General features: G+C 72.4%; 13 protein-coding genes. 7 read left to right on the forward strand and 6 right to left on the reverse strand.

The window, feature by feature from the left end; all coding sequences use genetic code 11:
* Positions 1 to 5: 5 nt before the first annotated feature.
* The 3 genes from ACZ69I_RS08345 to ACZ69I_RS08355 all read right to left on the reverse strand — a co-directional run bounded on the left by ACZ69I_RS08345 (position 6) and on the right by ACZ69I_RS08355 (position 1,577).
* Entirely contained in the window at positions 6 to 344 is a 339-nt protein-coding gene (locus ACZ69I_RS08345) for a DUF2516 family protein (RefSeq protein WP_361721631.1), read from the reverse strand.
* Between the two features lie 114 nt (positions 345 to 458).
* Positions 459 to 1,091 carry a hypothetical protein gene (locus ACZ69I_RS08350; protein ID WP_470831007.1) on the reverse strand — a complete coding sequence of 211 codons (633 nt, stop codon included), beginning with the start codon at positions 1,089 to 1,091 and terminating at the stop codon, positions 459 to 461.
* Positions 1,092 to 1,151: 60 nt separating this feature from the next.
* Complete coding sequence (locus ACZ69I_RS08355) at positions 1,152 to 1,577, reverse strand: helix-turn-helix domain-containing protein (RefSeq protein ID WP_467672873.1); 426 nt, start codon at positions 1,575 to 1,577, stop codon at positions 1,152 to 1,154.
* Between the two features lie 167 nt (positions 1,578 to 1,744).
* On the opposite strand from ACZ69I_RS08355, the gene ACZ69I_RS08360 reads away from it, so the two are divergent.
* The 4 genes from ACZ69I_RS08360 (at position 1,745) to ACZ69I_RS08375 (ending at position 6,345) form a co-directional block, all read left to right on the forward strand.
* Positions 1,745 to 4,138 carry an ATP-binding cassette domain-containing protein gene (locus ACZ69I_RS08360; RefSeq protein ID WP_470831008.1) on the forward strand — a complete coding sequence of 798 codons (2,394 nt, stop codon included), beginning with the start codon at positions 1,745 to 1,747 and terminating at the stop codon, positions 4,136 to 4,138.
* 130 nt (positions 4,139 to 4,268) lie between these two features.
* The gene (locus ACZ69I_RS08365) at positions 4,269 to 4,643 is read left to right on the forward strand and encodes a helix-turn-helix transcriptional regulator (protein ID WP_470831079.1); all 375 of its coding nucleotides are present in this window, start codon (positions 4,269 to 4,271) and stop codon (positions 4,641 to 4,643) included.
* Positions 4,644 to 4,653: 10 nt separating this feature from the next.
* On the forward strand, positions 4,654 to 5,070 hold the full coding sequence (locus tag ACZ69I_RS08370; RefSeq protein ID WP_470831009.1) for a VOC family protein: 417 nt from the start codon (positions 4,654 to 4,656) through the stop codon (positions 5,068 to 5,070).
* 120 nt (positions 5,071 to 5,190) lie between these two features.
* Positions 5,191 to 6,345 (forward strand): MerR family transcriptional regulator, encoded by a 1,155-nt coding sequence (locus tag ACZ69I_RS08375; protein WP_470831010.1) that lies wholly within the window; start codon positions 5,191 to 5,193, stop codon positions 6,343 to 6,345.
* 116 nt (positions 6,346 to 6,461) lie between these two features.
* On the opposite strand, the gene ACZ69I_RS08380 is transcribed toward ACZ69I_RS08375, so the two are convergent.
* The gene (locus tag ACZ69I_RS08380) at positions 6,462 to 6,833 is read right to left on the reverse strand and encodes a winged helix-turn-helix transcriptional regulator (protein WP_470831080.1); all 372 of its coding nucleotides are present in this window, start codon (positions 6,831 to 6,833) and stop codon (positions 6,462 to 6,464) included.
* Between the two features lie 74 nt (positions 6,834 to 6,907).
* Here ACZ69I_RS08380 and ACZ69I_RS08385 point away from each other — a divergent pair, with 74 nt between their 5' ends.
* Positions 6,908 to 7,822, forward strand: a complete 915-nt coding sequence (locus ACZ69I_RS08385) for an NAD(P)-dependent oxidoreductase (protein WP_470831011.1) — start codon at positions 6,908 to 6,910, stop codon at positions 7,820 to 7,822.
* Here ACZ69I_RS08385 and ACZ69I_RS08390 read toward each other — a convergent pair.
* Positions 7,797 to 8,990: an alkene reductase gene (locus ACZ69I_RS08390; RefSeq protein ID WP_470831012.1), complete on the reverse strand. Its 1,194-nt coding sequence runs from the start codon at positions 8,988 to 8,990 to the stop codon at positions 7,797 to 7,799. The two genes, ACZ69I_RS08385 and ACZ69I_RS08390, sit on opposite strands and share 26 nt — an antisense overlap.
* 164 nt (positions 8,991 to 9,154) lie before the next feature.
* Between ACZ69I_RS08390 and ACZ69I_RS08395 the strand changes: the two genes are divergently transcribed.
* Positions 9,155 to 10,639, forward strand: a complete 1,485-nt coding sequence (locus tag ACZ69I_RS08395) for a peptidoglycan D,D-transpeptidase FtsI family protein (protein WP_470831013.1) — start codon at positions 9,155 to 9,157, stop codon at positions 10,637 to 10,639.
* A 2-nt stretch (positions 10,640 to 10,641) separates the two neighbouring features.
* Here ACZ69I_RS08395 and ACZ69I_RS08400 read toward each other — a convergent pair whose 3' ends face one another.
* Complete coding sequence (locus tag ACZ69I_RS08400) at positions 10,642 to 12,711, reverse strand: HelD family protein (protein WP_470831014.1); 2,070 nt, start codon at positions 12,709 to 12,711, stop codon at positions 10,642 to 10,644.
* Between the two features lie 66 nt (positions 12,712 to 12,777).
* Between ACZ69I_RS08400 and ACZ69I_RS08405 the strand changes: the two genes are divergently transcribed.
* A complete protein-coding gene (locus ACZ69I_RS08405; protein ID WP_470831015.1) occupies positions 12,778 to 13,440 on the forward strand; it encodes a TetR/AcrR family transcriptional regulator in 663 nt (220 codons plus the stop codon).
* Positions 13,441 to 13,454 lie beyond the last annotated feature (14 nt).

Genomic DNA, 13,454 nt, shown 5'->3' on the forward strand with positions numbered 1-13,454 from the left:
ACCGGCTAGCGGCCGCCGTTGTAGGGACCGTACGGGCCGTCGCTGCTGGAGCCGCCGCGGCGGCCGCCCCGGCCGCCGCCGGTGATCTGCTGGATCGCGGGGCGCACGTCGACCATGTACACGATGGTGGCGACGAGCCCGATGATCGGCAGGAACGACAGGATCGGGAAGAGCAGGTTCACCACGAAGGCGATGCCGAGAATGATCAGCCAGAACGGCTTGGTCTTCTTGTCCGCCGCGCGATAGGCGTCCTCGCGCCGGACGGCGGCGTCGATGAGCGCGAATCCGCTGAAGACGATCAGGGCCAGCGACAGCAGCCACATGAAGTTCGCGAACCCTTGCATCAGCACAACGTCCACCACCAGTCTCGGCTCTTCGATTACGCGGCCACGGTACCCGCTACCCCGTCAACGGGGCGGGCACCCCGGGAGTGCCCGCCCCTCACACACGACGGATGACTACTTGGCGGGCGGCGTGGTCTTCTTCGCCGCCGTCTTGCGCGTCGTGGTCTTCTTCGCGACGGGCTTCTTCGCCGGAGCCGGGGCCGCGGCCACGGTCTGCGGCCCGGCCGGCGCGGTCGACTGCTGACCGATCCTGGGGGCGACGGCGTCCCCGGTCTCCGGGGCCTGCGGCTCCGCGTCCGGCTCGACCGTCTCGGCCAGGTCGAGGATCTCCTCGGCGGCCTCGCCGCGCCAGGACTTCACGGCCTGCTCGCCGTGCTCGGCGACCTCGTCGTACCGCTCGCGCGCCTTGACCGCGAGCTCGGCGGCCACGCCGACGCTGCGCAGCGCGAGGTCCTGTGCGGTCTCGCCGAGCTTCTTCAGGTCGGCGTCGAACGTGCCGAGGACCTCGGTGACCTTCGCCTGGAGGGCCTCCTGCGCCTCCTTGGCGCGGGCGGCGGCCTTGTCCTGCACGGCCTTGGGGTCGGTGTTGCGCACCGCGTCGATACGGGACGGCGCCTCGGCGATCAGCTGCTCGACCAGGCCGGGCACCTTCTTCGCCTGCTGGAACGCGAGGTCCGCGGACCCGGCGACGAAGTACGCGGGCGTGGGGTTCTTGAGGGTCTTGCGCAGGTCATCGGTGATGGCCATGACGATGGTCCTCCCGGATTCGCGTCAGCTTGTCACTTGAGGGTGTGCTTCTGGTGGGCATCACGTGCCGTCGGCGGCTCGGGGCTCTTCCCCGTCACCGGCGTCACCGGCGGCGTCCTGTTCCGCGTACGACGAGGTCTCGAAGCCGTTCTCCTTGCGGAACGACTCGTAGATCTGCAGCAGCACCTGCTTCTGGCGCTCGTTGATGGAGGGGTCGGCGAGGATGACGGCGCGCGTCTCCAGCTCGTCCCGCTCCTTCTCGTCGAGGATCCCGGCCCGCACGTACAGCGTCTCGGCGGAGATCCGCAGGGCCTTGGCGACCTGCTGCAGGACCTCGGCGCTCGGCTTGCGCAGCCCGCGCTCGATCTGGCTCAGATACGGATTGGACACCCCGGCGGCGTCGGCGAGCTGCCGCAGCGACAGCTGCGCGGTGCGCCGCTGTTCGCGCAGGTACTCACCGAGATTGCCGACGTTGAGCGATGCCATGCGTCGATGGTGCAGCACCCTTGCTAACTTTTGCAAGCGCCTGCTTGCAAAAGTGCGCCACGCCACTGTGGACCGATCAGGAATCGAGAAGCATCCGCCCCGCCCCGCCGCTAGCGTGACCGAGGTGGACCGCGGGCCGGTCCGAGGCCCGAGGGACGGAGAGCGCGATGAGCGAGGCCGGACAGACACCATCGCAGGCGGACGGCGCGCACGCCGCCGACCGGCACGACCTGATCCGCGTGCACGGCGCCCGCGAGAACAACCTCAAGGACGTCAGCATCGAGATCCCCAAGCGGCGCCTGACGGTGTTCACCGGGGTGTCCGGGTCGGGCAAGAGCTCGCTGGTGTTCGACACGATCGCCGCGGAGTCGCAGCGGCTGATCAACGAGACGTACAGCGCGTTCGTCCAGGGGTTCATGCCCACGCAGGCGCGGCCCGAGGTCGACGTGCTCGACGGGCTGACCACCGCGATCACCGTCGGCCAGCAGCGGATGGGCGGCGACCCGCGCTCCACGGTCGGCACCGCCACCGACGCCCACGCCATGCTGCGCATCCTCTTCAGCAGGCTGGCCGAGCCGCACATCGGCCCGCCCAGCGCGTACTCCTTCAACACCGCCTCGGTCCGGGCCAGCGGCGCGATCACCGTCGAGCGCGGCGGCAGGACGAAGGCGCAGAAGGCCACCTACCAGCGCACCGGCGGCATGTGCGTGCGCTGCGAGGGGCGCGGCACGGTCTCCGACATCGACCTCACCCAGCTCTACGACGACTCCAAGTCGCTCTCCGAGGGCGCGTTCACCATCCCCGGCTGGAAGTCCGACAGCCAGTGGACCGTGCAGGTCTACGCCCAGTCCGGCTTCGTCGACCCGGCCAAGCCGATCCGCGAGTACACCAAGAAGGAGCTGCGCGACTTCCTCTACGGCGAGCCGGTCAAGGTGAAGGTCAACGGCGTGAACCTCACCTACGAAGGGCTCATCCCCAAGATCCAGAAGTCGTTCCTCGCCAAGGACAAGGAGTCGCTGCAGCCGCACGTCCGCGCCTTCGTCGAGCGCGCCGTCACCTTCACCGTCTGCCCCGAGTGCGACGGGACCCGGCTCAGCGAGGGCGCCCGCTCCTCGAAGATCGGCCGCAAGAGCATCGCCGACCTCTGCGCGATGGAGATCCGGGACCTGGCCGAGTGGGTGCGCGGCCTCACCGAGCCGTCGGTGGCACCGCTGCTCACCGCGTTGCGGCAGACCCTCGACTCGTTCGTGGAGATCGGCCTCGGCTACCTCGCGCTCGACCGCCCCGCGGGCACGCTCTCGGGCGGCGAGGCGCAGCGCGTCAAGATGATCCGCCACCTCGGCTCCTCGCTCACCGACGTCACGTACGTCTTCGACGAGCCCACCGTCGGCCTGCACCCCCACGACATCCAGCGGATGAACGACCTGCTGCTGCGCCTGCGGGACAAGGGCAACACCGTGCTCGTCGTGGAGCACAAGCCGGAGACGATCTCGGTCGCCGACCACGTCGTCGACCTCGGCCCCGGCGCGGGCACGGCGGGCGGCACGGTCTGCTTCGAGGGCACCGTCGAGGGCCTGCGGGCCTCCGGCACCGTCACGGGACGCCACTTCGACGACCGGGCCGCGCTGAAGGAGACGGTGCGCGAGCCCACCGGCGCACTGGAGATCCGCGGCGCGGACACGCACAACCTGCGCGGCGTCGACGTCGACATCCCGCTCGGCGTGCTCACCGTCGTCACCGGCGTCGCCGGATCCGGCAAGAGTTCGCTCGTGCACGGGTCGATGCCCGCCGACGCGGACGTGGTGACCGTCGACCAGACCCCGATCCGCGGCTCCCGGCGGAGCAATCCGGCGACGTACACCGGGCTGCTCGACCCGGTCCGCAAGGCGTTCGCGAAGGCCAACGGCGTGCAGCCCGCGCTGTTCAGCGCCAACTCCGAGGGCGCCTGCCCGACCTGCAACGGCGCCGGTGTCCTCTACTCCGACCTGGCGATGATGGCCGGCGTGGCCACCCCGTGCGAGGAGTGCGAGGGCAGGCGGTATCAGGCGTCGGTCCTGGAGTACCGGCTCGGCGGCCGCGACATCAGCGAGGTCCTCGCGATGTCGGTGGACGAGGCCGAGGCGTTCTTCGGCGACGGCGAGGCGCGGACCCCCGCGGCCCACCGCATCCTGCGGCGCCTCGCGGACGTCGGGCTCGGCTACCTCAGCCTCGGCCAGCCGCTCACCACGCTCTCCGGCGGCGAGCGGCAGCGGCTCAAGCTGGCCACCCACATGGCCGACAAGGGCGGCGTCTACGTCCTCGACGAGCCGACCACCGGCCTCCACCTCGCCGACGTCGAGCAGCTGCTCGGCCTCCTCGACCGGCTCGTCGACTCGGGCAAGTCGGTCGTCGTCGTCGAGCACCACCAGGCGGTCATGGCCCACGCCGACTGGATCATCGACCTCGGTCCCGGCGCGGGGCACGACGGCGGGAAGGTCGTCTTCGAGGGCACGCCCGCCGACCTCGTCGCCGCCCGCTCCACCCGCACCGCCGAGCACCTCGCGAAGTACGTCGGTGTGTGATCCGGCCGCGGTCGCGGCGGCGCCGGGGGACCGGCACCCCGGGCGCCGCGCCGCCCGCCTCGGTACCGTGGTCCCCGTGTCCCGTGTCTCCCTCCCCGACCTCGTCCGGCTGCGCCAGGCCCGCGACCGGATGGACCGTGACTACGCGCAGCCCCTGGACGTCCCCGCCCTGGCGCGCGGCGCCCTCATGTCGGCGGGCCACTTCTCCCGCAGCTTCCGCGCCGCCTACGGCGAGACCCCGTACAGCTATCTCATGACCCGGCGGATCGAGCGCGCGAAGGCGCTGCTGCGCCGCGGCGACCTCAGCGTCACCGAGGTCTGCTTCGAGGTGGGCTGTACGTCGCTGGGTTCGTTCAGCTCGCGCTTCACCGAGCTCGTCGGCGAGAGCCCGAGCGCCTACCGGGCCCGCGACCACGCCGACGGCGCCGCCGTCCCCGCCTGCGTCGCCAAGCTCCGCACCCGCCCGGTCAGGAACGGGGAAGCGAAGACCGGACCCAGTGCCTAGCGTGGTGGGCATGGACATCGAACTCGCACAGTGCTTCATCGCCGTCGACGACCACGACAAGGCCCTCGCCTTCTACCGTGACGTGCTCGGCTTCGAGGTGCGCAACGACGTAGGTTTCGAGGGCATGCGCTGGGTGACCGTGGCGCTGCCCGGGCAGCCGGGCGTGGAGGTCGTCCTGGAACCGCCGCTCGCCGATCCGAACGCCCCCGCCGCCGACCGGCGGGCGGCGGCCGAGCTGATGGCCAAGGGCATGCTCCGGGGCGTCAACTTCCGGACCGGCGACTGCGACGCCACGTTCGAGCGGATCCGCGCCGCGGGCGGCGAGGTCCTCCAGGAGCCGGTGGACCAGCCGTACGGCGTGCGCGACTGCGCGTTCCGCGACCCGGCGGGGAACATGCTGCGCTTCGTCCAGCCGCGCGAGAAGTAGCCGCGCGGACCCCTCCGCGGGAAGCGGACACTCTCGTAGGACGTGGTTGACCTTCACCTCGGGGGAAGCCGCAGCATCGGTCGTGCCGGGCGACGTGCCCGGCACGAGGGAGGGACGGGCATGGGCCTGCTGACCATCGGGGCGTTCGCGAAGGCGTCCCGGCTTTCGCCGAAGGCACTGCGCCTCTACGACGAACTCGGCCTGCTGCCCCCGGCCCGCGTCGATCCGGTGACCGGCTACCGCTTCTACGCGCCGGACCAGCTGGAGCAGGCCCGGCTCGTCGCCTGGCTGCGCCGCCTCGGCATGCCGCTCGCCCGCATCCGGCACGTCTGCGCGCTCGACGCGGAGACGGGTGCGGGCACCGGTGCGGAAGGGGCCACGAGTGCGGCCGCCCGGGAAGTACGGGCGTACTGGGCGCAGGTCGAGGCCGACGTCGCAGCCCGGCGTGACCTGGCCGCCTTCCTCGTCGACCACCTGTCACGGAAGGACCCCGCCATGTCCCCGACCACCCAGCCCCTGGGCATCCGCTACGCCGCCCTCTCCGACACCGGACGCGTACGGGAGAGCAACCAGGACACCGCGTACGCCGGTTCCCGGCTGCTCGCCGTCGCCGACGGCTTCGGCCGCACGGGCGCCCCCGCGAGCGCCGCCGCCGTCGACACCTTCAAACGCCTGGAGAACCTGGAGGCCCTGGAGTCGGGGGACGTCCCCGCGGCCAGCCTCCTCAACCTCCTCGAGGAAGCGGTCGAGCAGGCGGGCCGGGCCGTGCACGGCGCCACGGCCTCCGGGACCGAACCGGCCGACGAGGCCGGTACGACGCTCACCGCCATGCTCTGGACCGGCTCGCGGCTCGCCCTCGTCCACATCGGCGACTCCCGGGCCTGTCTCCTGCGCGACGGCGAGTTCTTCCGGATCACCCACGACCACACGCTGGTGCAGTCCCTGCTCGACGAGGGCCGCATCACGCCGGAGGAGGCGTCCTCCCACCCGCAGCGGTCGCTGCTGCTGCGCGCCCTCACCCACGGCGGCGACGCCACCCCCGACGTACGGCTGCACGACGCCCGGCCCGGCGACCGCTATCTGCTCTGCTCCGACGGGCTGTCCACGGTCGTCCCGGACGAGGAGGTCCGGCGGGTCCTCGGCACGACCGCCGACCCCGAGCGGGCCGTACGGGAACTCGTCGGGCTGGCCAACGCGCTGGGCGGCCCCGACAACGTGAGCTGTGTCGTCGCCGACGTGGTGGAGCTCCCGGCCGTCCCCGGACCGCGCGGATAGCCACTTTTAAGTGGGTACTTGGCGGGCGGTGAGCGAGCGGCGAAGCTGAGGGGGAAGCGCGCGGGCAGGCCGTGCGGCTACCGAGAACTACGGAGGAGGTGCCGGATGACGGTCCGTCAAGATGCTTGCCGCGTACGGGAATCGGTCTGTTCCGCAGCCGTCATCCTGTCCAGGCGCCGGTGCCCCCAGTCCGACAGCGGGGCCAGCGCCTCGGCGAGGTCACGGCCGTACTCCGTAAGGGAGTAGACGGTCTTCAACGGCCGCACATCGTGCACCTCCCGGTGCACGAGGCCGTCCTCCTCCATCTCGCGCAGCGCCTGCGTCAGCACCTTCTCCGTCAGCCCGGCAAGCAGGCGGCGGATCTCGCCGGGACGGCGCGGGCCGCTTTCGAGGGTCCACAGCAGCCCGGTCTTCCACTTGCCGTCGATCACGGCGATCGCGGCGGTCACCCCGCACACGGTCGGGTCGTGCGCACGCCCGCGCGTCATGTTCTCCGCCCCCTCGTCCTGCTCACCTCTACGCCCCCTCATTCTTCTTCACTTCTTACGGGAGTCGATCAACCATGTCTCTGCACACCGAACAGTCTGCCGCCACGGCCCCCGCCACCGCCCCCGCCGTCACCGTCATCGGCCTCGGGCCGATGGGCCGGGCCCTGGCCCGCGCCTTCCTCGCCGCCGGGGTACGGACCACCGTGTGGAACCGGACGCCCGGACGGGACGGGGAGCTGGCCGAGCTGGGCGCGGTCGGCGCCGCCACGGCCGAGGAGGCCGTCGCCGCGAGCCCGTTGACCGTGGTCTGCGTCGTCAACTACGACGCGTCCGACGCCGTGCTGCACCGCCCCGACGTCACCCGTACGCTCAAGGGCCGCACGGTGGTGAACCTCAGCGCCGACACCCCCGACCGCGCCAGATCCGCCGCGAGCCGGGCCGCCGAGCACGGCATCCGCTGGCTGGACGGCGCGATCATGACACCGGCCACGACCATCGGCACCCCGCACGCAGTGTTCATCCACAGCGGGGAGGCCGCGCTCTACGAGGAGCACCGCCCCGTCCTCGAAGCGCTGGGCGGCACCCACACCCACCTCGGCGAGGAGATCGGCCGGGCGGCGGCGTACGACGTGGCGCTGCTCGACATCTTCTGGACCGCGATGACCGGCTATCTGCACGCGATGGCCCTGGCGAAGGCCGAGGGCATCACCGCGCGCGAGCTGGCGCCCTTCGCGGCCGGCATCGGCGCGATCCTGCCGGAGCTCTTCGAGGAGTTCGCGGGGGACGTCGACGACGGCACGTTCTCGGGCGAGCTCAACCCGATCACGTCGGCGGCCTCGACCATGGCCCACGTCATCCACGCCTCCGAGCTCCACGGCATCGACGCGGGCGTCATGCGCGCCGCCGAGCGCCTGGCCCGCCGCGTGATCGACGAGGGCCACGGCGCCGACGGATCGACCCGGATCACCGAGCTGCTCGGCCGCCGCTGAGCGGGGGCAGGGTGGGGTAGTCGGTGTAGCCGGCCGCCCCGCCCACGTACATCAGGCCCTTGTCCTTGAGGGGGTTGAGCGGGGCGCCGAGGCGCATCCGCTCGACCAGGTCGGGGTTGGCGAGGAACGCGCGGCCCAGGGAGATCAGGTCCGCCCCGGCGGCGAGCAGCCGCTCCCCGGCGCGCCGGCCGCCGTCGGCGGGCAGCGGGCCGCCCCAGCCGAGGACCGGGTTGGCGACGAGCGTGCCCGGCCAGCTCGCGCGGATCCGCCGGAAGAGGGCGCTGTCGGGGTCGGCGAAGACGACGTGGAGGTAGGCGAGTGCGCCGACGCCCTCGAGGGCGTCGAGCAGCGCCGGGTAGATGTCCTCGGTGTCGCCCTCCTCGATGCCGTTGACGGTGATGCCGGGGGCGATGCGCACGCCGACGCGTTCGGCGCCGATCGCGTCGGCGACGGCGCGCACGACCTCCGCCACGAAGCGGACGCGGTGCGCGACGGGGCCGCCGTAGGCGTCGGTGCGGTGGTTGGTGTTGCGGGCGAGGAACTGCTGCAGCAGGTAGCCGTTGGCCGCGTGCACCTCGACCCCGGCGAACCCCGCGTCGACGGCGCGGCCGGCGGCGGCCGCGAAGTCGGCGACCGTGGTGTCGATGTCGTCGAGGGTCATCTCTCTTGGTACGACGGCCGGTTGGGGGCCGCTGGGCGTGTGGATGGTGCCCGGGAGCGGCACGGGCGACGGCGCGAGCGGCGTCAGTCCGCTGTTCTCGGGGTGCCCGACCCGGCCGCCGTGCTGCAGTTGCAGGAACATCCGCCCGCCCGCGTCGCGCACCGCGTCGGTCACCCGCCGCCAGCCCGCGACGTGGGCCTCGTCGTGGATCGCGGTGATGTTGGCGTACGTCTGCCCGACCGCGTTGGGCGTGGACGCCTCGGCGACGATCAGCCCGGCGGTGGCGCGCTGGGCGTAGTACGTGGCCATGACGGGCTCCGGGACGCCGTCGGCGGAGGCGCGGTTGCGGGTCATCGGCGCCATGACGAGCCGGTTGGGGAGGGTGAGGTCGCCGAGGCGGGTGGGTTGCAGGAGGGGGGAGTCGGCTGTGGCTGCCGGGGTGGCGGGAGCGGTGGCGGAAACGGGAGCGGTGACGGTAGCGGTAGCGGTGACAGTGGTGGTGGTCATGCGAGGACTCTGCTCCCGGCCGCTTCGGGAAAGCTGACGGTCTGCTGACGCCTCCCGAAGGCGGCGCCGAGGCGCCGGATCCCCTGTTCTCGCCCGCCCCCGGGCGAAAGTGGCCAGGATGGTTGTCCGCACCGTTCGTTCGCCGGCACCGGGGGGCGCCACCCATGAACCGTCCGTTGCGTCACATAGCCGTCTTCTGCGGCATCCTCACGCTCGCCCTGCTCCTGCGGGCGACATGGGTGCAGTTCGCGCAGAACGACGAGTTGTCGAACGACAAGCACAACCGGCGCGTGCAGATCGAGGCCTTCTCCCACCCCCGCGGCGACATCATCGTCGGGGGCAAGCCGATCACCGGCTCGAAGGAGACCGCGGGCTCGGACTTCAAGTACAAGCGGGTCTTCAAGGAGGGCCCGATGTACGCGCCGGTGACGGGCTACTTCTCGCAGGCCCAGGGCGGCACCTTCCTGGAGGGCGTCCACAACGGCATCCTCAGCGGCAACGACGACCGGCTCTTCATCAAGCGCACCCTGGACATGCTGACCGGCAAGAAGCAGCAGGGCGGCGACGTCGTCACGACCATCGATCCGGAGGCCCAGAAGGCCGCCTACCAGGGCCTGGTGAACCTCGACGCCAAGGGGGCGGTGGTCGCCCTCGACCCCCGCTCCGGCAAGGTGCTCGCGCTGGCCAGCACCCCCTCGTACGACCCGTCGGCCTTCGCGGGCATCTCGCAGGAGGAGGGGCGGGTCTTCGAGCGGCTCGCCGAGCGCGAGGACAAGCCGCTGAGCAACCGCGCGCTGCGCGAGACCTACCCGCCGGGCTCCACCTTCAAGATCCTCACCGCGGCGGCCGCCCTGGAGCACGGCGTGGTGACGGACATCGACAAGCCGACCGGCGCCGAGACCCCGTACAAGCTGCCCCTCAGCTCCACCCGCATCGGCAACGACGTGCCCGCCGCGAACTGCGACAAGGTGTCGATGAAGACCGGCATGCAGTGGTCCTGCAACAACGTCTTCCTCGACATCGCGCTGAAGGTCGGCAAGGACCGGATGCGCGAGACGGCGGAGAAGTTCGGGTTCAACGACGAGCAGTTCCTTCCCGTACGCGCCGTCGCCGGCAGCTATCCGGAGAAGCTCGACAAGCCGCAGACCGCGCTGACCGGCATGGGACAGGGGAGCGTGACCAGTACCCCGCTGCAGATGGCGATGGTCACCGCGGGACTCGCCAACGACGGCAAGGTCATGAAGCCGTACCTGGTCGAGGAGTTGCGCGGCCCGGACCTCTCGACGGTCGAGAAGGGCGAACCGCACGAGCTCGGCCGGGCCGTCTCCGAGAAGACCGCGAAGACCGTGCAGGAGATGATGGAGAACACCGTCGAGAACGGCACCGCGAACAAGGCGCGCATCGACGGCGTGACGGTCGGCGGCAAGACCGGCACGGCCCAGCACGGCGCGAACGTCGACGACGAGCGCCCGTACGCGTGGTTCGTCTCCTACGCCAGGGCCCCCGGCGGAGACGACGGCGAATCGCCGGTCGCGGTCGCCGTCTTCGTCGACCCCTCCGCCATGGACATCGCGCGCTCGGAGATCGCGGGCGGCAAGCTGGGGGCGCCGATCGCGAAGGCGGTGATGGAGGCGGTGCTGGAGCGCTGAGCCTACGGCCGCCACGGCAGCGGCCTGGCGTGCAGCACGTCCAGGCGGGAGACGGCGCGGGTCAGCACCACGTACAGCCGGTGCAGCCCGCGCCGTTCCGCCTCCGCGATCGACGCGGGCTCGACGGCGACGACGTGGTCGTACTCCAGGCCCTTGGCGACCGAGGCGGGCAGCAGGGTCACCCGGGCGCCGAGCCGGTCGGGGCCCGCGGCCTCGACGCCGGCGGCCGCCAGGGCCGCGCGCACCCCCTCGACGTCCCGGTCCGCCGCGATGACCCCGATCGAGCCCTCCCGCCCGAGCCCGTCCCGCACCGCGTCGACAGCCGCGGCGGTCACGTCGTCGGTCTCCGTGACCCTCAACTCCCCGTCGGCGCGCAGCGACCGGGCGGGCGGTACGTCCACGTCGAGCCGTCCGAGCAGCTCGTTGGCGAGCCCGACGATGGCCCGCGGGACCCGGAAGCCGGTGGTCAGCGGAGTGACCGCGGCATCCGGTTTGCCGAGGTGGGCGAGGAGCTCCGGCCAACTCCTGGCGGCCCAGGGGGTGGTGGCCTGCGCCAGGTCGCCGAGGACGGTGAGTGAGCCGAAGCCCGCGCGGCGGGCGATGGCCCGGCACTCCATGGGCGAGAGGTCCTGCGCCTCGTCGACGACGATGTGGCCGTATCCCGCGGGGCGTTCCAGGAGCCCCTCCACCTCGTCGAGGAGCACGAGATCGGCGGCGCTCCACTTGGCCGACTTCCAGGAGCGCGGCGGCCGGGCCCACAGCACGGCCCGCTGCTCGGCGCCGTCGAGGACCCCGTCGGCCGCGGCGGCGAGCGCGTCCGCGTCGGCGAGCAGCTCCGCGAGCACCTCGTCCGCCCGGACCCTCGGCCAGGCGGCGTCGACGAAGGCGCCGACGGGCCGGGACCGGGCGATCTTCATCAGCCAGGTGTTGTTCCGCGGCCCCGCCCGCCGCTCGGCCCGCACCTGGACCGCCCGGACGGCCCGGCTGCGCACCCGCTCGCGCCCGACGGCGTACGGCGGTTCCTCGCCCCGTACGTCCTCGATGATCCGCTCCAGTTCACCGAGCGGCACGCGCCAGCGGTACGAACCGTCGGGCACGGCGAGGGAGTCGGCGGGCGGCGCGACCCGCGCGTACAGCGCGCGGCGCAGCACGTCGGCCATCCGGGCGTCGTGCTTGACGACGGCGGCCGCCTCGTCGTCGACGGCGCGCACCGGGTGCCGCGCGATCTCGTCCTGGACGGTGGACTGCCGCACGCCGGTCTCGCCGAGGGAGGGCAGGACCTCGGCGATGTAGCGCAGGAAGGTGCGGTTGGGCCCGAGGATCAGGAGGCCGGAGCGCTGCACGCGCCGGGGGTGGGTGTAGAGGAGGTAGGCGGCGCGATGCAGGCCGACGGCGGTCTTGCCGGTGCCGGGGGCGCCCTGCACGCAGACGGACGCGGCGAGTTCACCGCGTACGAGGTCGTCCTGCTCGGGCTGGATGGTGGCGGCGATGTCGCGCATGGGGCCGACGCGGGGCCGCTCGATCTCCCCGGCGAGAATCCCGCCCACCGGCCCGCCCGCGTCCCGCTCCCCCTCTCCCTCTCCCACGCCCTCGCCCAGGGGTTCGTCCTCCATGCCGGTGAGGTCGGCGGAATCGCCCTTGCTGCCGGGCGCCCAGCCGAACCGGCGGCGGACGGCGACGCCCTGCGGGTCGCGGGTGCCCGCCTGGTAGAAGGCGCGGGAGACGGGGGCGCGCCAGTCGACGACGAGGGGCGGGGCCGAGGGGTGCTCGGTGATGCGCAGCCGCCCGATGTGGTAGCGCTGGCCGCGGTGTTCGCCGGCCCGGTCGCCCTCGGTGCCGTCGGCGGCGAAGTCGAGGCGGCCGAAGAAGAGGGGGGCTTCGGGGAGCTCGCGCAGGGCCTTCGCGTGGCTGCGGAACTGGTAGCCGAGCACTTCGGCGTCGGCTCCGGACGCGGAGACGTCCGCTCCGCCGGTGACCAGTTCCTCGGCGCCTTCGACCATGCCGGTCAGGGCGGCGCGGCAGGTGTCGTGGTAGCTGCGTTCCTGGGCGAGGGCGTCGGAGGGCGTCGTCATGCGGCCAGAGTAATGTAACCGAGTTAAATTCGTAACCTAGTATCACCCATCGGCTACACTTCCCCCATGAGCAGCGCCAGCACGAGCAGCCACCCGCGTCCGGAGGCCGGGGGCCTGCGCGCCCGCAAGAAGCAGCGCCGGTACGAGGCGATCTCCGAGACCGCGATCGCCCTCTTCCTGGCGAAGGGGTTCGAGAAGGTGTCGGTGGCGGAGGTGGCGGAGGCCGCCGAGATCTCCAAGCCGACCCTCTTCCGCTACTTCGCGTCGAAGGAGGACCTGGTACTCCACCGCTTCGCCGACCACGAGGACGAGGCGGCCCGCGTGGTCACCGCCCGCCCCGCCGACGACACCGCGCTCGACGCGCTGCGCCGGAACTTCCTGACCGGCCTCGACCACCGCGACCCGGTGACCGGCCTCAACGACCACCCCGGCGTCCTGGCCTTCCACCGTCTCCTCTACGGCACCCCGTCCCTGGTCGCCCGCCTCCACGGCTACCAGGACCGCTCCGAACAGGCCCTGGCCGCCGCCCTGTCGCAGGCCCACGGCGGCACCCCCCTCGAAGCCCGCCTGGCCGCCGCCCAGATCGTGGCCGTCCAGCGCGTCCTGGCCGAGGAGAACTGGCGGCGCGTGGCGGGGGGCGAGAGCGTGGAGGAGGTGGCCGGGGACGCGAGCGCGGCGGCGGACGACGCTTTTGCGCGACTGCGCGGGGGGCTGGCCCGGTACGCGTGAGGTGCGCTGCGGAC

This window comes from Streptomyces sp. NPDC036815, assembly GCF_055609205.1.

Bases quoted from the DNA above. Each gene is read 5' to 3' on its own strand.
- ACZ69I_RS08385 (WP_470831011.1), top strand. From the start codon at position 6,908: ATGTCTCTGCACACCGAACAGTCTGCCGCCACGGCCCCCGCCACCGCC.
- ACZ69I_RS08405 (WP_470831015.1), top strand. From the start codon at position 12,778: ATGAGCAGCGCCAGCACGAGCAGCCACCCGCGTCCGGAGGCCGGGGGC.
- ACZ69I_RS08355 (WP_467672873.1), bottom strand. From the start codon at position 1,577: ATGGCATCGCTCAACGTCGGCAATCTCGGTGAGTACCTGCGCGAACAG.
- ACZ69I_RS08400 (WP_470831014.1), bottom strand. From the start codon at position 12,711: ATGACGACGCCCTCCGACGCCCTCGCCCAGGAACGCAGCTACCACGAC.
- ACZ69I_RS08380 (WP_470831080.1), bottom strand. From the start codon at position 6,833: ATGACGCGCGGGCGTGCGCACGACCCGACCGTGTGCGGGGTGACCGCC.
- ACZ69I_RS08370 (WP_470831009.1), top strand. From the start codon at position 4,654: ATGGACATCGAACTCGCACAGTGCTTCATCGCCGTCGACGACCACGAC.
- ACZ69I_RS08350 (WP_470831007.1), bottom strand. From the start codon at position 1,091: ATGGCCATCACCGATGACCTGCGCAAGACCCTCAAGAACCCCACGCCC.
- ACZ69I_RS08345 (WP_361721631.1), bottom strand. From the start codon at position 344: ATGCAAGGGTTCGCGAACTTCATGTGGCTGCTGTCGCTGGCCCTGATC.
- ACZ69I_RS08390 (WP_470831012.1), bottom strand. From the start codon at position 8,990: ATGACCACCACCACTGTCACCGCTACCGCTACCGTCACCGCTCCCGTT.
- ACZ69I_RS08375 (WP_470831010.1), top strand. From the start codon at position 5,191: ATGGGCCTGCTGACCATCGGGGCGTTCGCGAAGGCGTCCCGGCTTTCG.
- ACZ69I_RS08360 (WP_470831008.1), top strand. From the start codon at position 1,745: ATGAGCGAGGCCGGACAGACACCATCGCAGGCGGACGGCGCGCACGCC.
- ACZ69I_RS08365 (WP_470831079.1), top strand. From the start codon at position 4,269: ATGGACCGTGACTACGCGCAGCCCCTGGACGTCCCCGCCCTGGCGCGC.
- ACZ69I_RS08395 (WP_470831013.1), top strand. From the start codon at position 9,155: ATGAACCGTCCGTTGCGTCACATAGCCGTCTTCTGCGGCATCCTCACG.